Source organism: Crenobacter cavernae (assembly GCF_003355495.1).
GTDB classification, from domain to species: domain Bacteria; phylum Pseudomonadota; class Gammaproteobacteria; order Burkholderiales; family Chromobacteriaceae; genus Crenobacter; species Crenobacter cavernae.
Window position 1 is genome coordinate 2,812,488 of record NZ_CP031337.1, and the last position, 21,824, is coordinate 2,834,311.

Consider the following 21,824-nt stretch of genomic DNA (forward strand, 5'->3'; position numbering starts at 1 on the left):
ACGTCGCCGGCAGGAAGGGCGGGGGTTCACTCGGCATGGCGGCAAGCTCGCCGAAGCAAGCCGTGTCCCTCGACCGACAAACGGCTTTTTTCTGCCTGGACGAGATGCTTTCCTGCGCACACCCTGCGCAAGACACGAAATTCCGTCAGGGTCGTTCGTGTCTTTACGTGGGGCCAATGGGAAACGCCCTCCTAAGTGAGCGGCACCCCGCAATAACGGTGGGCCGCGTTTTTCTCTGCTACAGTACGGGCCGCCGGCCAGGCCTTGGACGGTCTCGACGCCCGTCGCCGAATGGCCGTGCGAGTCAACACCAGCCAAAGAAAGGGCATCGACCATGGCACAAGACAAGAAACTGGACCCGGAAACCCTTGCCCTCTTGCAATGGTGCGAAGAGGTGGAAGCCGCGATGGTCGCCCGCGGCGCGCCGCGCAAGGACGCGCAGCAGCACATCGAAGAACAGGCCGAATGGTTCACCGACCAGTTCTACGAAGGCCTGACGCCCGAACAGGCGGCGGCCGCAGCGATGCACGACTGATCGCCGCAGCTGGCGGCGCGATCGCAGCGGTGACCGAAGCCAAGACACCCTAGACGGCATGTGCAGCAAAAGCCTGGCCGAGCCCTGTTACAGGCTCGGCCAGGCTTTTGCTTTTCGCCCACGGATGTAAGCCGGAGGGATACCGCGCGGGCGAACGTCGCCGGGAAAACGCTAGTGGGGGTCCACCTTGCCGCGCAGCGCCTTGATCCCGCTGCGGTTCGCCTTGCCCGCCAGGCGGCGCTGCCTGGACCCGAACGTCGGCTTGGTGGCCCTGCGCGCCTTGGGCGTGTGGCTGGCGCCGTCGATCAGCGCCTGCAGGCGCAGCAGCGCGTCGGCACGGTTCAGCTCCTGCGTGCGGTATTGCTGCGCCTTGATCACCACCACGCCGTCCTTGCTCACCCGCTGGTCGCCCGACCGCAGCAGCCGCTCCTTGACGAAGTCCGGCAGCGACGAGGCCTTCACGTCGAAGCGCAGATGGATCGCCGACGACACCTTGTTGACGTTCTGCCCGCCGGCCCCTTGCGCGCGGATGGCACTCATCTCGACCTCGTCGTCGCGAACTAAAAAGGATGGGGCTGACATGGCAAATCCTTGATAACAGGGCCGATATTCTACAACGATAGCGCCTTGCGCCGGTCGCGACGACCAAAGCCCGGCAAACGGCGCCTTCAGCCCTTCAACTCCGGTATCGGCCGGTCGTTGCGATGCAGCACCTCGGACAGCTTGCACGAGGCGCATTCGACGAACAGCAGCTGACCATCCTTGCGCAGCTTGGTCTGCCGTCCGCACTGGCGGCAATCGGGCTTGAGGGACGTGTTCTCGCTGCAATCGAGGCATCGCAGAAAATAGCCGAACTTGCCGTAACGGAACTCCAGATTCTGCGAGTCGCATTTGCGGCAATAGGTGGCGTAGACCTTGCGCGGTTCGTCGGCGCCGATCAGGCTGCGCAGCAAGCCGGTGCTTCTCAGGCGCTCGCCGATATAGCCCAGATGCGCCGGACGGCTTCGCACCAGCCGTTGCGTTGCCTCCGGCACCACCACGTAGTCCGCCTGCGGCTCGCGCGCCACCGATGCCGGCTCGATCGGCGCGGAGGCAGCCGGCTCCGGCGTCACGGCCTTGCGCGGCGTATGGCTACGGCACAGAAACTCGCCCAGCACCTTGCGGAACGCCGTCGGAAAGACCACTTCCCCGTTGGCTCTGGCCTGGATCTTCTCGCCGACCATGTCGGTCTTGCACACTTCGGCGGGCGGGTTTTCCTTCGGCGGGATGAACACGCCCTGCGACGAAATCGCCACCAGATAATCGAGATTCAGCTTGTCGATGATTTCCGGCTGGCGGGTATTGGCGCGCAGGAATTTGCGCAGGAAGTCGGCCTGCAGTTTCGCCTGGATCAAGGGCGAGGCCATGCCCGACGACTTGTCACCGTACCAGCGCAACCACTGCCCGTCCTGGCGCAGCTGGATCTTGCCGGCGACGCTCTTGGTTTCGACGATGGTCATCCCGGCCGAATGGATGATCAGGTGATCCATCTGCGCCGCGTCGTCGTTGAAGGCTATGCGGATATCGTTCAACACGAACACCTCGGAGTCGTCGGCGAAGTAGCGCTTCAGATAGAACGCCAGCTCCTTTTCTGCCGCGTCGCCGGCCGCCTGAAACTTGTCTTTCGCCTCGGCAAACGCTTTCTCTTTCAAAATCATCATCTACACCCGAATTTGCCCATCAAACATGACATGTAACTGGCCGGGGATTCTAGCGGCCGGGGCATGACGGAGCAACGACATGAGCATAGGGGTTGGCCCGGCAATTCGATGGAGCCCGGGCAGGACCCCCGGTCGATGAAGCCCTTCAACCGCGCCCGCATCGCGCCCCACCAGACCGGGTAGACGAACACGGCTCCCGGCCCTGAAAATGGCGTCCTACGCGACCTGCGCCGGCCCGTCACGCCGGGCATTGAGATTGCGATGATCGCTCCCATATAGCGAAAACCAGCGTTCGCACGCACCAGGCGGCGACTCCCTCTACCCGAAAGAAAGCCCTCATTCATGGCCATTACCGTCAACGGCGTCGAAATCACCGAAGCTCAAGTGCAAGCCGAAATGGACAATCACGCCGATACCCCGAGCCCGCGCGACGCCGCCGTGCAGCAACTGGTGCTGCACCAGCTGCTGCTGCAAAAAGCCAAGGAAAGCGGCCTCGACACCAGCAACGAAGGCCAGGCCGTCGGCGAGCTGCTCGACAAGGAGCTGCAGTTCACCCCGGTCGACGAAGCCGCGGCCCGCGCCTTCTACGACGCCAACCCGGAACAGTTCAGCCAGGGCGACAGCGCCGTCGCCAGCCACATCCTGTTCCCGCTCGGCAGCGGCGACGAGCTGGCCGCCATGCTCGCCAAGGCGAAGGCCGAAGGCGTGCTGGTCGAAGCGCAGGCCGACCCGGCCCGCTTCGCCGACCTCGCGCGCGAGCACTCGACCTGCCCGTCCGGCAAGCAGGGCGGCGACCTCGGCCAGTTCGGCCGCGGCCAGATGGTGCCGGCGTTCGAACAGGCGGTGTTCGGCACCGAAGCGGGCCAGATCGCCCCGCAGCTGGTCGAGACCCAGTTCGGCTACCACATCATCCAGGTGAACGACCGCCAGGACGGCGGCCAGGTCGCGTTCGAAGAGATCAAGGACCGCCTGCAGCAGTACCTGAACCAGATGGCCAGCCGTCAGGCGATGCACGAGTACCTGTCGAAGCTGGTCGACGCGGCCAAGATCGAAGGCTATGCGATGCCGGGGCTGTAATCCTGCTTGCGGCATGCACGAAAAAAAACCGGGCCTTGTGTCCGGTTTTTTTTATTGGCTGGAGTGGAGGTTGGCCGAGGTCCATGTTTCATGGCTCGGCCAACCTCTTGGGCTCATGGCCCGCGCTGGTGGTTTGCGACGATTGCCGGTTCCGCCCGGCGGACGGGAAAGGGGGCTGTATCGACAGCCCCCCTTTCATCCCCCAACGACCCCGACACCCCGCGAAACCCCGCCACAAAAGCCCCCGCCAAGGCGCCGCCGAACTCGCCGTTCGCTACCGTCGAACGACTCAGACAGACGGCGGCTTAAAACCTTGGCGGGGGCTTTTGTGGCGGCGCGGGGCGAACGGGGACAGGTCGCGCAGGGGCAGAATATACCGTTGAATTGACTTCAAGGTTGGCCGAGCTTTCCAAACCACTAGGCTCGGCCAACCTTGCGGTAGCACGCGAGCTGCCGGCGTCACGTCACGAAAATCGAACGCACGCAGCCCCCCCATTAATCACGTCCGACACAAAAAAGGTTGGCCGAGCCTCCGTTTCAGAAAGCTCGGCCAACCTTTTCATTCCCCAACTTACTTCGCAAACCACCGCCGCCCGTTTCCCCTTTGCCCGCCGAGCGGGTGGCCGTGGCCGAGGTTTTAAGCCGCCGGCTGTTTGAGCGATTCGACGTTAGCGAATCGCGAGTTCCGGCGGCGCCTCGGTCACGGACTCACCCGCGAGGGAAGCCGAAGGCCGGGCAAGCGGGGTGGCCTTTTCTTTGGTTACTTTCTTTTGGCCAGGCAAAAGAAAGTAACCCGTCCGCCGGGCGGAACCGGCAATTCAGGCACAACCACTTGCGTGACAAAAGGTTGGCCGACCCCATCATCAAAACAAGCTCGGCCAACCTTTACGTGCCAATGCTTTTGAACCCTAACGAATTAAGGCCGCGCCGAAGGCGTCGGCCTTGAATGACTTGTTAGAAAAGTCTTTCGTCTTCAGAAATCGGATCGGACTGTTCTAGAAATATTTCAAATTTTCCGTCAATAACGCCGCCTATAAGTATGGAATCGATGGGATATTTTCCTAGCAACCGTGCTAAACGACCACTTAGGATTGACATCTTTCCGGATTCTGCAATCTCAAAGAAACTTTCTTCTGATATTGCAATTACAAGAGTAAATAAATAAATCCTTCCTTCATTTTTCTCCATGTAACCGCGCAACATGCTATTTATGACGCTTGGTGAAACTATCATTCTCTCAAAATTTCGGAGATATTTAACTTCATAGCCATGAAGGCCGCGAGAGGTGTTAACCAAATAATCCGGAAATCCTCTTGAATTGTATTCAGGAGGCCCAATATTTGTTGATATCCATTCCCCTACGCACTCCTCGACATATCGAATTTCGTAGCGATCATCTGCATACATTCTAGTTTGGCGGTCAAGTATTTGAGTGTTCTCGGTTGAGTAATGCATAAAATTTGGAGCGCTTGTTTCTGTTTGGCTGGATAGGGAAACGTGTTTTATTTCTGCTACTGATTCAGTAGATACCGTGGCTTTCAAATATTCATTAGCGTGTTCGACGAATTGATCTGATGAGTACATCCAGAATAGCTCTACTCCGCCATCTTTTATTATTTCTCTAATTAGTTCGGGGTGAGGGCCAATCGTCCGTCCTTGCTCTCTCCACCACCAATCGTCTTTTCTGTCAGCGGTTATTAGAACAATTTCTTTTATGTTGTTGGCCTTGGCGTGGTTTATAAGCTGCCGCCACAAAATAAGGTCTCCAAATTTTCTCTGATATTTGATTTTGTCAAAAATAAATGTTGCTTCATTTGGGTTTTTATCTTTATCGGCGTCCATGAAGCCGGGAGGAATTTTATCTTTGAATCGCTCCTCTCCATTTTCAACTAGAGCATCTAGTTCCGCTTGTGATGCTGGGCCGGTTCCAACGCGAGAACTAAAAAGGTTGTCCACCTTTTCTCGGATAGGATCTGCAGCTGAGATACCAAGTTGTTGTTCATGGGCTGCTTTAATGGCAGCCACTAGCTGGCCGCTTGCCTTATCAAGCTCTGTTATGAGCGAATCAGAATTTATTTCTAATCCGCGCTTATCTATTTGAAGCCCGTCAACTCTTTTCCTGATCTCGTTAACTAGTCCGGACGCATATGTGAGTGCTTCGTCTGTTGATTTTCTCTCTGCCGAAATAACGGTTAAGCGATTTCTTTGAAATTCAAGAGCTACTTGATGGGGTATCCAGAATCTATCTTTTAATAGTTCCAATACGCTTAAGAAGTCTTTCCTTGCTGAAGATGGAAGCCTATAAAGATTTAGTAAAACATTTGCATCAAGGACAATTAGAGCGCCATCCCATAAGCGTTTGTATTCTTCTTTTGTTGGGGGGGTAATAACCAGCAAATGATTTCTTCATGGTATCTCTATAATTTCTAACTACAATTAGACGTCCTAAAAGACGTAATATTTTGCGTCACGACGCCTGGCTGCATGCGGACACCCCCACGTCTCAAGACTTTACGACAAATGAAATTCAATAATCATATCGCAAACACGTCGCTCGTTGGCACTTCGCGCCCAACAAAAAAGGCCGCCATTCCTGGCGGCCTTTCGTTTGCCTATCGCTTGGATCAGGCAAGCTTGGCGAGTTGCCCCTTCAGCTTCTCCAGCTTATCGGACAGCTCGGCCAACTGCGCCTTATCGCGCTCGACCAGGTGCGCCGGCGCCTTGTCGACGTAGCCCGGCTTCTCCAACTTCGCCGTCAACTTGGTCAGGTCGCCTTCGACCTTGCCGATCTCTTTCGTCAGGCGCGCGGTTTCGGCAGCCTTGTCGATCTCGACCTTGAGCATCATGCGCGCTTCGCCGCTGATGGCGACCGGCGAGTCGTCTTCCGGCAGTTTCTCGACGATGGTCGCGTCAGACAGGCGGGCCAAGAGCTTCAGATACGGCAGGAACACTTCAAGGTTGGCCGAGCCCTCGACGAACAGCGGCGCCTTCACCGCCGGGCCGAGGCCCATTTCGCCGCGCAGGTTGCGCACCGCGTTGACCATGTCCTTGAACGCTTCCATGCGCGCGTTGGCTTGGGCGTCGATCTTCTCGGGCGCGGCCACCGGCCAGGCGGCGACCATGACCGAGTCGGTCTTCTTCGCGTTCGCCAGCGGCGCGACGGTCTGCCACAGCTCTTCGGTGATGAACGGCATGATCGGGTGGATCAGGCGCAAGGCGACTTCGAGCACGCGCACGATGGTGCGGCGGGTGGCGCGCTGCTGGGCTTCGTTGCCGCCTTGCAGCTGCACCTTCGCCAGTTCCACGTACCAGTCGCAGTATTCGTTCCAGACGAATTCGTAGATCAGCTGCGACGCGAGGTCGAAGCGGTAGGTGTCGAGCGCCTCGGTGACGCTGGCTTCGACTTCCTGCAGGCGGCCGATGATCCAGCGGTCGACGAACGAATACTCGAGCGGCAGCGATTCGTCCTGGCCGCAGTCCTTGCCCTCGACGTTCATCATCACGAAGCGGGTCGCGTTCCACAGCTTGTTGCAGAAGTTGCGGTAGCCTTCGGCGCGCTTGAAGTCGAAGTTGACCGATCGGCCGAGCGACGCGTAGCTGGCCATGGTGAATCTCAAAGCATCCGTACCGAACGGCGGGATGCCGTCCGGGAACAGCTTCTCGGTGGCCTTGGCGATCTGCGGCGCCTTTTCCGGGCGGCGCAGGCCGGTGGTGCGCTTCTCGACTAGGCGTTCGAGGTCGATGCCGTCGATCAGGTCGACCGGGTCGATCACGTTGCCCTCGGACTTCGACATCTTCTTGCCTTCGTGGTCGCGCACGATGCCGTGGATGTAGACGTCCTTGAACGGGACCTTACCCATGAAATGGGTGGTCATCATGATCATCCGGGCGACCCAGAAGAAGATGATCTCGTAGCCGGTGACCAGAACCTGCGACGGCACGAAGGCCTTGAGTTCCGGCGTGTCGTTCGGCCAGCCCAGCGTGCTGAACGGCACCAGCGCCGAGCTGAACCAGGTGTCGAGCACGTCGTCGTCGCGGCGCAGCGTCTTGCCCGGCGCCTGCGCCTGCACTTCTTCGAGCGTACGGCCGACGTAGACCTTGCCGTCCTCGTCGTACCACGCCGGGATCTGGTGGCCCCACCACAGCTGGCGGCTGATGCACCAGTCCTGGATGTTGTTCATCCACTGGTTGTAGGTGTTGACCCAGTTTTCCGGGATGAAGCGCACTTCGCCCGACTCGACCGCGTCGATCGCCTTCTGCGTGATCGACTTGCCGGTCTCGTCGCCGTCGGCGACCTTGCTCATCGCGACGAACCACTGGTCGGTCAGCATCGGCTCGATCACCGAGCCGGTGCGGTCGCCGCGCGGCACCATCAGCTTGTGCGGCTTGACTTCTACGAGGAAGCCTTGCGCGTCGAGGTCGGCGACGACGGCCTTGCGAGCGTCGGCGGTCGACTTGCCGGCGTAGGCGGCCGGCAGCTCGATCGTGCCCTTCGCTGCGCCGTCGAACGCGAACACCTGGGCGCGCGACAGGAGGGTCGCGTCGAGCGCCATCACGTTGATCAGGTCGGTGTCGTGACGCTTGCCGACCTGGTAGTCGTTGAAGTCGTGCGCCGGCGTGATCTTCACGCAGCCGGTGCCGAAGGCGGCGTCGACGTAGTCGTCGGCGATCACCGGGATCTGGCGGCCGGTCAGCGGCAGTTCGAGCAGCTTGCCGACGAGGTGCTGGTAGCGTTCATCCGTTGGATTTACCGCGACGGCGACGTCGCCGAGCAGCGTTTCCGGACGCGTGGTGGCGACGACGACCGACTCGTCGCTATCGACGACCGGGTAGCGGATGTGCCACATCTTGCCGTCTTCTTCGACCGACTCGACTTCGAGGTCGGACACGGCGGTACCGAGTTTCGGGTCCCAGTTCACCAGGCGCTTGCCGCGGTAGATCAGGCCCTGCTGGTACAAGCGCACGAACACTTCGCTGACCACTTCGGCGCGCGTGTCGTCCATCGTGAAGTATTCGCGGCTCCAGTCGACCGAGCAGCCGACGCGGCGCATCTGGCTGGTGATGGTGCCGCCGGACACGTCCTTCCACTCCCACACCTTGTCGATGAAGGCGTCGCGACCGAGGTCGTGGCGGTTGACGCCCTTCTCGGCCAGCTGGCGCTCGACGACGATCTGCGTCGCGATGCCGGCGTGGTCGGTGCCGGGGATCCAGACGGTGTTGTCGCCCTTCATCCGGTAGTAGCGCGTCAGGCCGTCCATGATGGTCTGGTTGAACGCGTGGCCCATGTGCAGCGTGCCGGTCACGTTCGGCGGCGGCAGCTGGATGGCGAAGGAAGGCTGGGTGGTGTCCATGCTCGGCTTGAAGTAGCCGGCTTGTTCCCATTGGTCGTACCAGCGACGTTCGATGTCGCCCGGCTCAAAGCTCTTGGCAAGTTCCATATGCGCTCGTGGAAAGGGGCTAATTTCGGGGAAAAATGGGCCAATTATATACGCTAGCGCCGCGCGCGTCCGGATGCGGGCGGAACCCGGCGGCGCGGAACGCGGTCCCCGTCGTCAACGGCTCGCCAGCTCGTCGAGCAAGGCGCGCATGCGCCGCCAGTGCGAGCCTTCCCAGTACACGCGCCGGCACACGTCGCAGGTGACGAAACGCGCGTGGCCGGCGAACACGTCCGACGGCACGCGCGTTTCGATGTCCCCCTTGGCGATCTCGCGCAGCGGCGCGTTGCACGCCATGCACAGGCTGAACGGCCGCGCGCTGGCGAAAAGGTCGAGCCGCGTGAAGATCTCGCGCAGCTGTTCGGCCGGCTTTTGCGCGTGGACGTAGCAGCCGTGCGTGATCGCGCGCCGCTTGAGCAGCTCGCGGTCGCGGCTGAGCACGATGCGACGCTCGGCGACGGCGAGCGCCTCGATCTCGTCGTCGTCGAAATGGTTGTCATACAGCGTGTCGAAACCCGCCATGCGCAGTTTGGCCGCCAGCGCGCCAAGGTGCGCGTCGGCGACGAAACGCGTCACGCGCAGCGGGCTTTCGCGCAGCCGCAACAGCGGCGCGACGTCGAACACTTCGAACACCGGGTAGACCGCGATACGATCCCCTTCGGTCAAGATCCGGTCGAAACCCACCGACTCGCCGTCGACCAGGATCAGCTCGACCTCGGTGTGCGGCACGCCGAGCGCCTCGATCGCGTGCTTGACGGTCTCGCCGGGCGCGCATGCGTAGCAGAACGCCGTCTTGCGCCGCGACGACGGCAGGAAGTCGTTCAGTTCTTCGTAGAAGCGGAAGGTGACGGTGGCCATACGCGCAGTATCGCACCGCGGACGGGAAAGGTTGGCCGAGCCCGAGCGAGGCAAGCGAAGCGTCACGAGGAAATAGCTCGGCCGACCTTGAGAACCAGGCTTACGCGGCGCGGCCGAGCAGGCCGTCGAGCCAGCGCGTCGGCAGCAGGCGCTTGAGGTACCAGAACACCTTGGTCGGCGTGGTCACGCGGTAGCGCGCGGCCGGCATGCGGGCCTTGAGGGCGCGGCGTGCGGCGTCGCACACCGCCGAGGCCGGCAGCGTGAACGGCGCGGCGTGGCCCTCCTTCTTCAGACGGGCGAGCTGTTTCTGGTAGCTGTCGCGGTGCACGCTGGCGTCGATGTCGACATACTCGAGGAACTTGGCGAGCGCGTTCGTGCGGAAGCGGCTCTCGATCGGCCCCGGCTCGATCAGCGACACGTGGATGCCGCTGCCGGACAGTTCGAGCCGCAGCGTGTCGCACAGGCCTTCCATCGCGTACTTGCTCGCGTTGTACGCGCCGCGCCACTTCATCGCGGCGAAGCCGAGCACGGAGCTGTTGAACAGGATGCGGCCGTGGCCCTGCGCGCGCATCACCGGCAGCACCTTCTGCGTCAGTTCCCACGCGCCGAACAGGTTGGTTTCGAACTGCGCGCGCAAGGCGGCGCGCGGCAGGTCTTCGGCGGCGCCGGGCTGGCCGTAGCCGGCGTTGTTGAACAGCGCGTCGAGTCTGCCGCCGGTCGCTTTCAGCACGGTGTCGAGCGCTTCGGCGATGCTGACGCTGTCGTCGACGTCGAGCCGCACCGCGTCGAAACCGGCCTCGGCCAACTTCTGCACGTCTTCGGGCCGACGCGCGCTGGCGAACACGCGCCAGCCGTCGGCCTTCAGGCCTTCGGCGGTGGCAAGGCCGATGCCGCTCGAGCAGCCGGTGATCAGGATGGTTTTTTCTTTCATTGTTGAACCCGGTTACATTCTGTTACGTCATAATGGCTGGCTTCGTTATTCCGACGAATCCGTTCCCAACCGTTCTAAGGAGATGTCTGCATCATGCAGTCCGAGTTGCCGTCCATCGGCTCCCCGTTTTTCTACGGCGTGTTCTTCGTCGCCGTACTAGTGATGATCGCCATCGACATGGTGGCGCTCAACAAGAAGGGTTCGCACAAGGTCGGCGTGAAGGAAGCGCTCGGCTGGTCGCTCGTGTGGGTCTGCGTGTCGGTCGCCTTCGCCGGCTGGCTGTGGTGGAGCCTCAGCCATAACCCGGCCTTCGGCCCCGAGATCGCCAACCAGAAGGCGCTCGAGTTCTTTACCGGCTACGTGATCGAGAAATCGCTGGCGGTCGACAATATCTTCGTCTTCCTGATGATTTTCGCCTATTTCAACGTGCGGCCGGAACACCAGCGTCGTGTGCTGCTGTACGGCGTGTTCGGCGCGATCGTGCTGCGCGCGGTCATGGTCGGCGTCGGCGCGGTGCTGGTCAGCGAATTCGCGTGGGTGCTGTACGTGTTCGGCGCCTTCCTGGTCTTCACCGGCCTGAAGATGATGCTGCCGGAAAAAGACGAAGAGGCCGATCTCGCCGCCAACCCCATCCTCAAGTTCCTGCGCAGCCACCTGCGCATGACGAACGAGTTCCACGGCGAGAAGTTCTTCGTCGTGAAGCAGGGTGTGCGTTACGCGACGCCGATGTTCCTCGTGCTGATGATGATCGAGTTCTCCGACGTGATCTTCGCCGTCGACAGCATCCCGGCGATCTTCGCCGTCACCACCGACCCGTTCATCGTCTTGACGTCGAACATCTTCGCGATCCTCGGCTTGCGCGCGATGTACTTCCTGCTTGCCGACGTCGCCGACCGCTTCCATTATTTGAAATATGGCCTGGCGGCGGTGCTGACCTTCATCGGCGTGAAGATGCTGATCGTGAAGGTGTTCCACATCCCGGTGCTGGTGTCGCTCGGCGTGGTGTTCGCCGTGATCGGCGCGTCGGTCGTCGCGTCGTTGATGTTCCCCAAACCCCTGCTCGCAGAAGCCTGAGCCCGCCGCTGACGCTTCGTCTTCTTGCCCCGCGCTGGTCGGCGCGGGGCAAAATCGCCTAAAATGCCTGCCGATTCTCGCGCCACGACATCATTAAGGACATCGCATGGCCAAAACGGCAAAGTCACCGGCAAGCTTCGAGGCGGCGCTCGCCCAGCTGGAAGACATCATCCAGGCCATGGAGAGCGGCGATATCCCACTGGAAACCGCCCTCGGGTCCTATAAACAGGGCATCGAGCTGATCAAGTTCTGCCAGGGCAAGCTGGCCGACGCCGAACAAGAGCTCAAGGTGCTGGAAAACGACGAACTCAAACCGCTGGAGCTGCCCAATGGCCAATGACACCGTCTTCATCGGCTGGATGAGCGGCGTGCAACAGCAGATGGAAAGCACGCTCGCCGCCCTGCTGCCCGACCCCGCCGTCGCGCCGCAACGCCTTCACGAGGCGATGCGCTATGCCGTGCTCGAAGGCGGCAAGCGCGTGCGCCCGCTCTTAGTGTTCGCCGCCGGCGAACTGGTCTTAGCCGACCCCGCCAACCTCGCGCGCGTCGCCGCCGCGGTCGAACTGGTGCACGCCTACTCGCTGGTGCACGACGACCTGCCGTGCATGGACGACGACGTGCTGCGCCGCGGCAAGCCGACCTGTCATGTCGCTTACGACGAGGCGACCGCGCTGCTCGTCGGCGACGCGCTGCAGACGCTCGCCTTCGACCTGCTCTCCGCGCCGCTGGCCGGCGTCGACGCCGCCGCGCAGCTGGCGATGGTCAAGACGCTCGCGCATGCGTCCGGCCACGCCGGCATGGCCGGCGGCCAGGCGATCGACCTGGCCAGCGTCGGTCAGGAGCTGTCGCTGCCCGAACTCGAATTCATGCACCTCTTGAAGACCGGCGCGCTGATCCGCGCGTCGGTGCTGCTCGGCGCTCTCGCCGGCAGACCGCTTACGGCCGAGGAAACCGAGCGGCTCGACCACTTCGCCAAACGCATCGGCCTGGCGTTCCAGGTGGTCGACGACGTGCTCGACGTCGACGCCGACACCGCGACGCTCGGCAAGACCGCCGGCAAGGACGCCGCCAACAACAAGCCGACCTACGTGAGCCTGATGGGGCTTGCCGAAGCCAAACAATTCGCCCGCGAACTCAGCGACGACGCCTTCGAGGCCCTTGCCGGCTTCGGCCCGTCCGCCGAGCGCCTGAAGGCGCTGGCCGACTACATCGTCGCCCGTTCGTTCTGACAAGCCACCATGACGACTCCGCTTCTCGACACCCTCCACCGCACCGCCGACCTGCGCCTGCTGGACCGCGCCCAGCTGCCGCAGCTGGCGAGCGAGCTGCGTGAATTCCTGGTCGAGTCGGTCAGCAAGACCGGCGGCCATTTCGCGTCCAACCTCGGCAGCATCGAGCTGACGATTGCGCTGCACTACGTGTTCAACACGCCGGATGACCGCCTGGTGTGGGACGTCGGCCACCAGACCTACCCGCACAAGATCCTGACCGGCCGCAAGGACCGCATGGGCACGATGCGCCAGAAGGGCGGCCTCGCCGGCTTCCCGAAGCGCGAGGAATCCGAGTACGACACCTTCGGTGTCGGTCATTCGTCGACGTCGATCGGCGCGGCGCTCGGCATGGCGGTCGCCGCCAAGGCGCAGGGCACCGATCGCAAGGCGGTCGCGATCATCGGCGACGGCGCGATGACCGCCGGCCAGGCATTCGAGGCGCTGAACAACGCCGGCGCGATGGACACCGACCTCTTGGTCGTCCTCAACGACAACGATATGTCGATCTCGCCCAACGTCGGCGCGCTGAACAACTACCTGGCCAAGATCCTGTCCGGCCGCTTCTACTCGGCAATGAAGCACGGTTCGAGCAAGGTGCTCGGCATCGTGCCGCCGATGCGCGAGATCGCGAGCAAGATGGAAGAACACGTGAAGGGCCTGTTCACGCCGGGCACGCTGTTCGAGGAATTCGGCTTCAACTACATCGGCCCGATCGACGGCCACGACCTCGACGCGCTGGTCACCACGCTCGGGAACATCAGGACGCTGAAGGGCCCGCAGTTCCTGCACGTCGTCACCAAGAAGGGCCAGGGCTATAAGTTGGCCGAGAACGACCCGGTCGCCTACCACGGCGTGTCGAAGTTCGACCCGGCCAACGGCCTTTCCGGCGGCAAGGCCGGCGGCAAGCCGACCTACACGCAGATCTTTTCCGACTGGCTGTGCGACATGGCCAAAGAGGACCAACGCCTCGTCGGCATCACGCCGGCGATGCGCGAGGGCTCGGGCCTGGTGCGCTTCGAGCAGGAGCACCCGGACCGCTACTTCGACGTCGGCATCGCCGAGCAGCACGCGGTGACCTTCGCCGCCGGCCTCGCCTGCGACGGCATGAAGCCGGTGGTCGCGATCTACTCGACCTTCCTGCAGCGCGCGTACGACCAGCTGATCCACGACGTCGCGATCCAGAAGCTGCCGGTGCTGTTCGCGATCGACCGCGCCGGCCTCGTCGGCGCCGACGGCCCGACCCACGCCGGCGCCTTCGACATCAGCTACCTGCGCTGCATCCCGAACATGATCGTGATGGCGCCGTCGGACGAGAACGAGTGCCGGCAGATGCTGTACACCGCGTTCAAGATCGACGGCCCGACCGCGGTGCGCTACCCGCGCGGCAGCGGCCCGGGCGTCGTCCCCGAAGAGACCATGCGCGAACTGCCGCTGGGCAAGGGGGTCGTGCGCCGCGAAGGCAACAAGGTCGCCATCCTCGCCTTCGGCAGCATGGTCACGCCGGCGCTCGCCGCAGGCGACGAACTCGACGCCACCGTGGTCGACATGCGCTTCGTGAAGCCGCTCGACGAGGAGCTGGTTGTCCACTTGGCAAAGAGCCACGATCTGATCGTCACCGTCGAGGAAAACACGGTGATGGGCGGCGCAGGCAGCGCTTGTCTGGAGGTGCTGTCCGCGCGCGGCATCACGGTCGACACGCTGCTCATCGGCCTGCCCGACGAGAACGTCGACCACGGCGACCCGGTCGGCATGCTGGCCGACTGCGGCCTCAACGCCGCCGGCATCGCCGCCAGCATCCGCGCCAGGCTCGGCTAGGGATCGATGCAGCAAGAAACGGCCACCGTGCACATCGAGCGGTGGCCGTTTTTGCGTCTGGATGGGTCGACACCGGGTTGACGCCGACGGGCAAACCCGACTGCTTTGCTCGGGTATTTTCCCTTGGTATAATGGGACGTCCACTGTGGAGACCCCATCGGCATGAACGCTCAGACCATCCCCGACGTGCAAAGCTCGCACGACAGCCGCAACCTTCCGATCAACAAGGTCGGCATCAAGGCGATCCGCCATCCGGTGCGCCTGGCCGAGCGCGAAGGCGGCGTGCAGCACTCCGTCGCCACCTTCGACATGTACGTGCACCTGCCCGCGCATTTCAAGGGCACCCACATGTCGCGCTTCGTGGAGATCCTTCACACGCAGGAGAAGGAAATCTCGGTCTCGTCGTTCGAGAACATCGTGCGCGCGATGGTCGACCGGCTCGAGGCCGAATCCGGCTACATCGAGATGCGCTTCGACTACTTCGTCAACAAGACCGCGCCGGTCTCGGGCGTGAAGAGCCTGCTCGACTACCAGGTCACCTATATCGGCGAGATCAAGGGCGGCCAGTACCACTTCACGATGAAGGTGCTGGTGCCGGTCACGAGCCTATGCCCTTGCTCGAAGAAGATCTCGCAATACGGCGCGCACAACCAGCGCTCGCACGTCACCGTCACCGCGCGCACCGATGAGTACATCTGGATCGAGGAACTGGTCGACATGGTCGAACAGGAAGCGTCGTGCGAACTCTACGGCATCCTGAAGCGCCCGGACGAGAAATACGTGACCGAGCGCGCGTACGAGAATCCGAAGTTCGTCGAGGACATGGTGCGCGACGTCGCCGGGCGGCTCAACGCCGACCCGCGCGTGCTGGCCTTCGTGGTCGAATCGGAAAACTTCGAGTCGATCCACAACCACTCGGCTTACGCGCTGATCGAGCAGGACAAGAGGGCGCGCTGATCGCCGTCCCGTTCATGCAAAAAAGCGGCCCAGCGGGCCGCTTTTTCGTTGTCGCCGACCGGGCTCGGCCAGCCGGGCTATCGACGTTGGCCGAGCCCGGCGAGCGCCGCGTGAATCCGCTCGGCCGTTTCGAGCGGCCGCTCGAGCGGGTACAGATGCGTGCCCTCCTCGGTCAGCACGCTCATGTCGAAATGGCGGCGCATGAAGGCGAGGTCCGACTCGCCGACGACGTGGGTACGGCTGCCGACGATATACGCGGCCGGCACCTGCAAGAGCCCGCGGTAGCGGTGGTAGTTGTGCGGCAGGCCGCGGAAGATGCGGTACTCGATCTCGGGCTCGAAGCGCAGCTTGCGCACGCCGTCCTGTTCGACGGTGCCGAACTCGGCGTAGTCGTCGAGGCACTGGGGGTCGAGCTCGGCGAACAGCCGCCGCGTCGAGAAATAGTGGCGTGCCGCCTCGACGCTCGGCCATTCGGCCCGGCGCCTGCGCGTCTGCGCCGCCGGCGTGACCTTGTCGATCATGCCGAACGCCTTGGCCATCAACAGCCCGCGCGCGCGCCACGGGCCGAACAGCGGCGAATCGAGGATCACCAGCGACTTGAATAATTCCGGGCGCTTCAGCGCGGCGAACAGCACCAAGAGGCCGCCGAGCGAATGACCGACGCCGATCACCGGTTCCGGGTAGCGCGCTTCGATGAAGTGGACCGTCTCATCGACCAGGTTCGGCCAGCAGTCGGTGACCGGATAGCGCGCGTCGTGGCCAACCGCGTCGATATAGCCGACGTCGTAGCGCTCGCCGAGGCGGTCGAGCAGCTTGCGGTACACCGGCGCCGGGAAGCCGTTAGCATGCGCGAAATGCAAATGGGGTTTGTTCATGGCGGGGGCGGTTCGGTATCCTAGTCATCCTGCCGTCACTATAACCGAAAATAAAACGATCGTTTGATCTGGATCTTTGCCGCCCGCCGTCGTTTTTTCCTGCCCAATCCGTAACAGGGGAAACTTCGCGCCGGATGCCGGGTCAAGCTTCCATCGTCATCGATCCCAACACCATGACCGCATTTCGCTTAACGACCCTGCGCCGGCTCGCCGCCTTCGCCGCGCTGCTGTTCTTCCTGCCCACGCTGGCCTTCGCGGTCGACGCCGACGAACTGTTGCCACCCGAAAAGGCCTTTCCGGTCAGCGCGACGCGCGAGGGCGATGCCGTCAGGGTCCGCGTCGAGGTCAGCCCCGGCTACTACCTGTACCGCGACCGCAGCCGCTTCGCCAGCGAGCCGGACGGCCTGCTCGCCGGCCCGGCCAGGATGCCCGACGGCAAGCACAAGAAAGACCCTTTCTTCGGCGAGCAGGTGGTCTATACGAGCCCGGTCGACATCATCGTGCCGCTCAAGGCCGGCGCGCCCGAACAGTTCATGCTGAAAGTGACGGTGCAAGGCTGCGCCGAGGTCGGCGTCTGCTACCCGCCGTACACCACCCGCGTCAGAGTCGGCGGCAAGGCCGGCCCGCTCGACTGGCTCGGCGGCGACCGACCGACGCCGCCCGCCAATGCGCCGCCGGCCACGCTCGGCGACGGCGGGCGTGTCGTGACGCTCGCCACCTTCTGGATCGCCGGCCTCGGCACGGCGTTTACCGCGTGCATGTACCCCCTTCTGCCCATCCTGTCGTCCATCATCGCCGGCCAGGGCCACACGCTGACCCGCCGGCGTGGCTTTTTTCTGGCGCTCGCCTACGTGCAGGGGCTGGCGTTGACCTATACGGCGGTCGGCGTGCTCGCCGGCCTCACCGGCAGCCTGCTGACCGTCTGGCTGCAACAGCCGGCGGTCGTGCTGTCGGCCGCCACGCTGATGGTGATCCTGGCGCTGTCGATGTTCGGCCTGTTCAATCTGCAACTGCCGTCCAGCTGGCAGAGCCGGCTGGCCGACGGTTCCAATAAGCTCTCCGGCGGCCACTTCGTCCCGGTGTTCGGCATGGGCGTGCTGTCGGCGCTGATCGTCGGCCCGTGCGTCGCGCCGCCCTTGGCGCTCGCGCTCGGCTACATCGGCCGCACCGGCGACGCGTTCCTCGGCGGCGGCGCGCTGTACGCGATGGCGCTGGGCCTGGGCACGCCGCTCTTGCTGCTCGGCGCCTTCGGCGGCGAGATCCTGCCGCGCGCAGGCGCGTGGATGAAAGGCGTCAAGGCCAGCTTCGGCGTGGTGATGCTGGCCGTCGCGCTGTGGATGGCTTCGCCCTTCCTGCCGGGCATGGCGGTGATGCTCGGCTGGGCGGCGCTCGCGATCGGCAGCGCGGTGTTTCTTCGTGCTTTCGACGCCCTGCCGGCCAATGCCGGCGCACGACAGCGGCTGCTGAAGGCCTTGGGCCTGCTGCTCTTCCTCGCCGGCGCGGCACAGCTCGTCGGCGCGCTCAGCGGGCGCTACGAGCCTGCGTCGCCGCTCAAGGGCCTGTTCGGCGGCGAAGCACAAGCGACCGAGCGGCTCGCCTTCCAGCCGGTGTCGAACATCGCTGCGCTCGACGCCGCGATCGCCGCCAGCGCAGGCAAACCGGTGCTGCTCGACTTCTACGCCGACTGGTGCGTCGCGTGCAAGGAGCTGGAAGCCAAGACCTTCACCGACCCGGCGGTCGCCGCCGCAATGCGGCGCTTCACGCTGTTGCGCGCCGACGTCACCGCCAACAACGCCGAACACCAGGCGCTGCTGAAGCGCTTCGGCCTGTTCGGCCCGCCCGGGCTGATCCTGTTCGACGCGCAAGGCCGCGAGGCCAAACGCGTGATCGGCTATGTCGAGGCGCCCGCCTTCCTGCCGCAACTGACGCCGCTGCTGCCGCGCTGAATTCGGCCCTAGAAGAACCGTAGCCAACAGGTTGGCCGAGCGTTTAACGCTCGGCCAACTCGTCTTGACCGCTGCAGGATTACACGACCCTCTCCACCGCCAGCGCCACCGCCTCGCCGCCACCGATGCACAGCGACGCGACGCCGCGACGCAAACCCCGCTCTTCGAGCGCCGCGAGCAGCGTCACCAGGATGCGCGCGCCCGACGCGCCGATCGGGTGGCCGAGCGCGCATGCGCCGCCGCGCACGTTGACCTTGTCGTGCGGCAGCTTCAAGTCGCGCATCGCCGCCAGCACCACGACCGCGAACGCCTCGTTGACCTCGAACAGGTCGACGTCGTCGACCGTCCAGCCGATCCGCGTCAACAGCTTGTCGATGGCCCCAAGCGGCGCGGTCGTGAACCAGCCGGGCGCCTGCGCGTGGCTCGCGTGGCCGACGATGCGCGCGCGAGGCGTCAAGCCCAGCCGTTCGACTTCGGACAAGGGCGCCAGCGCCAACGCCGCCGCACCATCGGCGATCGAGCTCGAGTTGGCGGCGGTCACCGTGCCGCCCGCGACGAAGGCCGGCTTCAGCGCGGCGATCTTCTCCGGGCTCGCGCGCGACGGCGGCTCGTCATCAGACACGGCGGCCTCGCCGCCGCGCCCCTTGACCGCCACCGGCACGATCTCGCCTGCGCCTCGTGACGCGAGCGCGCGCTCGAGCGACGCGAGCGCGAACGCGTCCTGCTCGGCGCGCGTAAAGCCGTAGTGGTGCGCGCAGCGCTCGGCGTACACGCCCATCGGCTCGTTCTCGTACGCGTCCTCGAGACCATCTAGCATCATGTGGTCCTCGACCGCGACCGAGCCCATGCGCCAGCCGCGGCGCGATTTGAGCAAGAGGTGCGGTGCATTGCTCATGCTCTCCATGCCGCCGGCGAGGAGACGGCGCGCAGAACCGGCACGAATCATGTCGTAAGCGAGCATCACCGCCTTCAGCCCCGAGCCGCAGACCTTGTTCAGCGTCGTCGCGCCGACCAACGCCGGCAGCCCGGCCCCCAGCGCCGCCTGGCGCGCCGGCGCCTGGCCGAGGCCGGCCGGCAGCACGCAGCCCATCAGCACTTCGTCGATGTCGTCGGCGTCGAGCCGCGATGCGGCCAGCGCGCCGGCCAGCACGGTCGCGCCCAATTCGGACGCCGACAAGCTCGCGAGCGCGCCGCAGAAAGCGCCCGTCGGGGTCCGACAGGCGGACAGGATCATCACCGCTTCGCTTTGCATGGGTTTCTCCCTCGGGTTTCTTTTACTTTAGGCGGCTTAAGCGTATGGGTTAAGCTTGATAAAACCCGACTAGGAGGCCGCATGTCTACGCAACCGGTTCACTTCTCGCGTCTTCACGGAGGCAACGGCCACACCGTCGCGCTCGCCCGGCTCAACACGCCCGCCACCCTCAATGCGCTGACGCTGGAGATGGTCGAGGCGCTCGACGCCCAGCTCGTCGCCTGGGCCGCCGACCCCGAGGTCGCGCTGGTCGTGCTTCACGGCGCCGGCGCGCGCGCCTTCTGCGCCGGAGGCGACGTGCATGCGATGCGTGACGTGGCGCTCGGCCAGGCCCGCGACGAAGCCGTCGCCATCCTGACGCGCTTCTTCGCGGCCGAATACCGGCTCGACCACCGCATCCACCGTTACCCGAAGCCGATCCTGGCCTGGGGCGACGGCATCGTGATGGGCGGCGGGCTCGGCCTCTTGGCCGGCGCGAGCCACCGCGTCGTCACCGAAAACAGCCGGCTCGCGATGCCCGAGATCAACATCGGCCTCTACCCGGACGTCGGCGCCAGCCACTTCCTCGGCCGGCTCGACGCGCTCGGGCGTTTTCTCGCGCTGACCGCCGCGACGCTCAACGCGGCCGACGCGCTCCATTGCCGGCTCGCCGACATCGCGCTCGAGAGCGACGCCTTCCCGGCGCTGCTCGAGCGGCTCGCCGCGACACGCTGGCGCCATGACGCACAGGACGACCGCGCGCGGCTGACGGCCCTCTTGTCCGGGCTAGCCGCCGAGGCACCGCCGACGCTCGCCCCGTCGCCGGTCGCCGCGCACCGCACGGCCATCGAAACGATCGCCAGCCGTTCGACGTTGGCCGAGTTCGCCGCTGCGCTCGACGTCACTCAGGACGACTGGCTGGCGAGCGCGCGGGAACAGTTCGCCGCCGGCTCACCCTCGAGCCGCGCGCTGATCTGGGAGATCGGCGAACGGCTGAAAGACGCGTCTTTGGCCGAGGCCCTCCGCGCCGAACTGGCGCTGTCGGTCAACACCTGCCTTTCGCCCGACTTCGCCGAAGGCGTTCGCGCCCAGCTCGTCGACAAGGACAAGCAACCGCGCTGGCAACCGGCCACGTTGGCCGAGGTCGATCCGGCCGACATCGCCGCGCGCTTCGATGCGCCATGGCGCGGGCCGCATCCGCTCGCCGAGCTTGACTAGCATGAGGCCTGCTAACGGCGCGCCGCCGTAGGCACAGGGCTCGGCCAACCTTTCGGGCTCAAGGTTGGCCGAGCCCGATGGGCACAAAAAAAACCGCCCCCTCGGGGCGGTTTTTTTCGACCGGGCGAGGCTCGGCCAGGGTTCAGGCGCTTTTTCCCGGCAGCACGGTATAGTCGCGCGCCTTGAGCGCCTTCTCCAGCTCGGCCAGCGCGATCGCCGCCAGCGCGCTCTGGCCGGTGAAGCCGAACTCGATCTGCATCGGCCGCTCGGCGGTCGCGAACGACGGCAGGCTCGAAAAACGCAGCGCCGGGTAGCGGGCGACGAAGTCCTGCATCAGGTCGATCAGGTCGCCCTCGCGTGCTTCGATCGCGATCAAGGTCACGTCGACGTCGGGAATGGCGGAGAACAGATGCGGGTAGCGGGTATCGAGTACCGCTTCGACCATCGGCCACGCCATCGAAGGAAAGCCCGGCACGAAGTGCACGTCGCCATGGCTGAAGCCCGGGATCTGGTTGACCGGGTTCGCGATCAGCCGCGCGCCGGCGGGAAACACGCCCATATTGATGCGGTGCGGATAGGCGTCGGCACCGAAGCGGCCCTCGATGATCGTCTTGGCGTCCGGATGCAATTCCAGCCCGACGCCGAGCGCGCGCGCCGCGCAGGCGCGGGTATGGTCGTCTGGCGTCGCGCCGATGCCGCCGAAGCTGAACACCAGGTCGCCACCGGCAAACGCACGCTTGAGCGCCGCCTCGATCCGCGCCGGCGAATCGCCGAGACATTCCGCCCACGCGAGCTTCATGCCGCGCGCGGCGAGGAGGCGGATCAGCGCCTGCAGATGCTTGTCCTGCCGCTTGCCCGACAACAGTTCGTCGCCGATGATCAGTGCGCCTACGTCCATGCC

The 21,824-nt window shown here is 64.2% G+C and carries 18 protein-coding genes; 9 read left to right on the plus strand and 9 right to left on the minus strand.

The genetic code is table 11. The annotated features are described in order from the left end of the window. Positions 1-334: 334 nt before the first annotated feature. Positions 335-535: a hypothetical protein gene (locus tag DWG20_RS13700; protein WP_115434325.1), complete on the plus strand. Its 201-nt coding sequence runs from the start codon at positions 335-337 to the stop codon at positions 533-535. A gap of 171 nt (positions 536-706) precedes the next feature. Here the strand turns inward: DWG20_RS13700 and arfB are convergent, their stop codons facing one another. Beyond that, positions 707-1,117, minus strand: coding sequence for an alternative ribosome rescue aminoacyl-tRNA hydrolase ArfB (gene arfB, locus DWG20_RS13705; RefSeq protein ID WP_115434326.1), 411 nt, complete (start codon positions 1,115-1,117; stop codon positions 707-709). Between the two features lie 86 nt (positions 1,118-1,203). Continuing rightward, complete coding sequence (locus DWG20_RS13710; protein WP_115434327.1) at positions 1,204-2,235, minus strand: nuclease-related domain-containing protein; 1,032 nt, start codon at positions 2,233-2,235, stop codon at positions 1,204-1,206. Between the two features lie 342 nt (positions 2,236-2,577). On the opposite strand from DWG20_RS13710, the gene DWG20_RS13715 reads away from it, so the two are divergent. Further along, positions 2,578-3,312, plus strand: a complete 735-nt coding sequence (locus DWG20_RS13715) for a peptidylprolyl isomerase (protein WP_115434328.1) — start codon at positions 2,578-2,580, stop codon at positions 3,310-3,312. Positions 3,313-4,266: 954 nt separating this feature from the next. Here the strand turns inward: DWG20_RS13715 and DWG20_RS16025 are convergent. The 4 genes from DWG20_RS16025 to DWG20_RS13730 form a co-directional block, all read right to left on the minus strand. After that, a complete protein-coding gene (locus tag DWG20_RS16025) occupies positions 4,267-5,709 on the minus strand; it encodes a PIN-like domain-containing protein (RefSeq protein WP_147289967.1) in 1,443 nt (480 codons plus the stop codon). Positions 5,710-5,936: 227 nt separating this feature from the next. Next, on the minus strand, positions 5,937-8,750 hold the full coding sequence (locus DWG20_RS13720; RefSeq protein WP_115434329.1) for a valine--tRNA ligase: 2,814 nt from the start codon (positions 8,748-8,750) through the stop codon (positions 5,937-5,939). A gap of 114 nt (positions 8,751-8,864) precedes the next feature. Further along, positions 8,865-9,605, minus strand: a complete 741-nt coding sequence (locus tag DWG20_RS13725) for a Mut7-C RNAse domain-containing protein (protein ID WP_115434330.1) — start codon at positions 9,603-9,605, stop codon at positions 8,865-8,867. A 100-nt stretch (positions 9,606-9,705) separates the two neighbouring features. Beyond that, positions 9,706-10,536 carry an SDR family oxidoreductase gene (locus tag DWG20_RS13730; protein ID WP_115434331.1) on the minus strand — a complete coding sequence of 277 codons (831 nt, stop codon included), beginning with the start codon at positions 10,534-10,536 and terminating at the stop codon, positions 9,706-9,708. A 93-nt stretch (positions 10,537-10,629) separates the two neighbouring features. Between DWG20_RS13730 and DWG20_RS13735 the strand changes: the two genes are divergently transcribed. From DWG20_RS13735 to folE2, 5 genes are all read left to right on the plus strand, one after another. After that, complete coding sequence (locus DWG20_RS13735; RefSeq protein ID WP_115434332.1) at positions 10,630-11,610, plus strand: TerC family protein; 981 nt, start codon at positions 10,630-10,632, stop codon at positions 11,608-11,610. A 106-nt stretch (positions 11,611-11,716) separates the two neighbouring features. Further along, complete coding sequence (locus tag DWG20_RS13740) at positions 11,717-11,950, plus strand: exodeoxyribonuclease VII small subunit (protein ID WP_115434333.1); 234 nt, start codon at positions 11,717-11,719, stop codon at positions 11,948-11,950. After that, the gene (locus tag DWG20_RS13745; RefSeq protein WP_115434334.1) at positions 11,940-12,839 is read left to right on the plus strand and encodes a polyprenyl synthetase family protein; all 900 of its coding nucleotides are present in this window, start codon (positions 11,940-11,942) and stop codon (positions 12,837-12,839) included. The genes DWG20_RS13740 and DWG20_RS13745 overlap by 11 nt, the downstream gene beginning before the upstream one ends. Before the next feature lie 9 nt (positions 12,840-12,848). Then, positions 12,849-14,696 carry a 1-deoxy-D-xylulose-5-phosphate synthase gene (gene dxs, locus DWG20_RS13750; RefSeq protein ID WP_115434335.1) on the plus strand — a complete coding sequence of 616 codons (1,848 nt, stop codon included), beginning with the start codon at positions 12,849-12,851 and terminating at the stop codon, positions 14,694-14,696. Positions 14,697-14,858: 162 nt separating this feature from the next. Beyond that, on the plus strand, positions 14,859-15,653 hold the full coding sequence (gene folE2, locus DWG20_RS13755) for a GTP cyclohydrolase FolE2 (protein WP_115434336.1): 795 nt from the start codon (positions 14,859-14,861) through the stop codon (positions 15,651-15,653). A 77-nt stretch (positions 15,654-15,730) separates the two neighbouring features. Here the strand turns inward: folE2 and DWG20_RS13760 are convergent, their stop codons facing one another. Beyond that, positions 15,731-16,528 (minus strand): alpha/beta fold hydrolase, encoded by a 798-nt coding sequence (locus DWG20_RS13760; RefSeq protein WP_115434337.1) that lies wholly within the window; start codon positions 16,526-16,528, stop codon positions 15,731-15,733. A gap of 173 nt (positions 16,529-16,701) precedes the next feature. On the opposite strand from DWG20_RS13760, the gene dsbD reads away from it, so the two are divergent. Continuing rightward, on the plus strand, positions 16,702-18,474 hold the full coding sequence (gene dsbD, locus DWG20_RS13765; protein ID WP_115434818.1) for a protein-disulfide reductase DsbD: 1,773 nt from the start codon (positions 16,702-16,704) through the stop codon (positions 18,472-18,474). A 79-nt stretch (positions 18,475-18,553) separates the two neighbouring features. Here the strand turns inward: dsbD and DWG20_RS13770 are convergent, their stop codons facing one another. Next, the gene (locus DWG20_RS13770) at positions 18,554-19,726 is read right to left on the minus strand and encodes a thiolase family protein (RefSeq protein ID WP_115434338.1); all 1,173 of its coding nucleotides are present in this window, start codon (positions 19,724-19,726) and stop codon (positions 18,554-18,556) included. A gap of 81 nt (positions 19,727-19,807) precedes the next feature. Between DWG20_RS13770 and DWG20_RS13775 the strand changes: the two genes are divergently transcribed. Continuing rightward, positions 19,808-20,923, plus strand: coding sequence for an enoyl-CoA hydratase/isomerase family protein (locus tag DWG20_RS13775; RefSeq protein WP_115434339.1), 1,116 nt, complete (start codon positions 19,808-19,810; stop codon positions 20,921-20,923). 142 nt (positions 20,924-21,065) lie between these two features. Here the strand turns inward: DWG20_RS13775 and DWG20_RS13780 are convergent, their stop codons facing one another. Then, on the minus strand, positions 21,066-21,821 hold the full coding sequence (locus DWG20_RS13780) for a competence/damage-inducible protein A (RefSeq protein WP_115434340.1): 756 nt from the start codon (positions 21,819-21,821) through the stop codon (positions 21,066-21,068). Positions 21,822-21,824: the final 3 nt, after the last annotated feature.

Excerpts from the sequence above, each read along its gene's own strand:
- DWG20_RS13700 (WP_115434325.1), top strand. The coding sequence starts at position 335 with ATGGCACAAGACAAGAAACTGGACCCGGAAACCCTTGCCCTCTTGCAA.
- arfB (WP_115434326.1), bottom strand. The coding sequence starts at position 1,117 with ATGTCAGCCCCATCCTTTTTAGTTCGCGACGACGAGGTCGAGATGAGT.
- DWG20_RS13710 (WP_115434327.1), bottom strand. The coding sequence starts at position 2,235 with ATGATGATTTTGAAAGAGAAAGCGTTTGCCGAGGCGAAAGACAAGTTT.
- DWG20_RS13715 (WP_115434328.1), top strand. The coding sequence starts at position 2,578 with ATGGCCATTACCGTCAACGGCGTCGAAATCACCGAAGCTCAAGTGCAA.
- DWG20_RS13720 (WP_115434329.1), bottom strand. The coding sequence starts at position 8,750 with ATGGAACTTGCCAAGAGCTTTGAGCCGGGCGACATCGAACGTCGCTGG.
- DWG20_RS13725 (WP_115434330.1), bottom strand. The coding sequence starts at position 9,605 with ATGGCCACCGTCACCTTCCGCTTCTACGAAGAACTGAACGACTTCCTG.
- DWG20_RS13730 (WP_115434331.1), bottom strand. The coding sequence starts at position 10,536 with ATGAAAGAAAAAACCATCCTGATCACCGGCTGCTCGAGCGGCATCGGC.
- DWG20_RS13735 (WP_115434332.1), top strand. The coding sequence starts at position 10,630 with ATGCAGTCCGAGTTGCCGTCCATCGGCTCCCCGTTTTTCTACGGCGTG.
- DWG20_RS13740 (WP_115434333.1), top strand. The coding sequence starts at position 11,717 with ATGGCCAAAACGGCAAAGTCACCGGCAAGCTTCGAGGCGGCGCTCGCC.
- DWG20_RS13745 (WP_115434334.1), top strand. The coding sequence starts at position 11,940 with ATGGCCAATGACACCGTCTTCATCGGCTGGATGAGCGGCGTGCAACAG.
- dxs (WP_115434335.1), top strand. The coding sequence starts at position 12,849 with ATGACGACTCCGCTTCTCGACACCCTCCACCGCACCGCCGACCTGCGC.
- folE2 (WP_115434336.1), top strand. The coding sequence starts at position 14,859 with ATGAACGCTCAGACCATCCCCGACGTGCAAAGCTCGCACGACAGCCGC.
- DWG20_RS13760 (WP_115434337.1), bottom strand. The coding sequence starts at position 16,528 with ATGAACAAACCCCATTTGCATTTCGCGCATGCTAACGGCTTCCCGGCG.
- dsbD (WP_115434818.1), top strand. The coding sequence starts at position 16,702 with ATGACCGCATTTCGCTTAACGACCCTGCGCCGGCTCGCCGCCTTCGCC.
- DWG20_RS13770 (WP_115434338.1), bottom strand. The coding sequence starts at position 19,726 with ATGCAAAGCGAAGCGGTGATGATCCTGTCCGCCTGTCGGACCCCGACG.
- DWG20_RS13775 (WP_115434339.1), top strand. The coding sequence starts at position 19,808 with ATGTCTACGCAACCGGTTCACTTCTCGCGTCTTCACGGAGGCAACGGC.
- DWG20_RS13780 (WP_115434340.1), bottom strand. The coding sequence starts at position 21,821 with ATGGACGTAGGCGCACTGATCATCGGCGACGAACTGTTGTCGGGCAAG.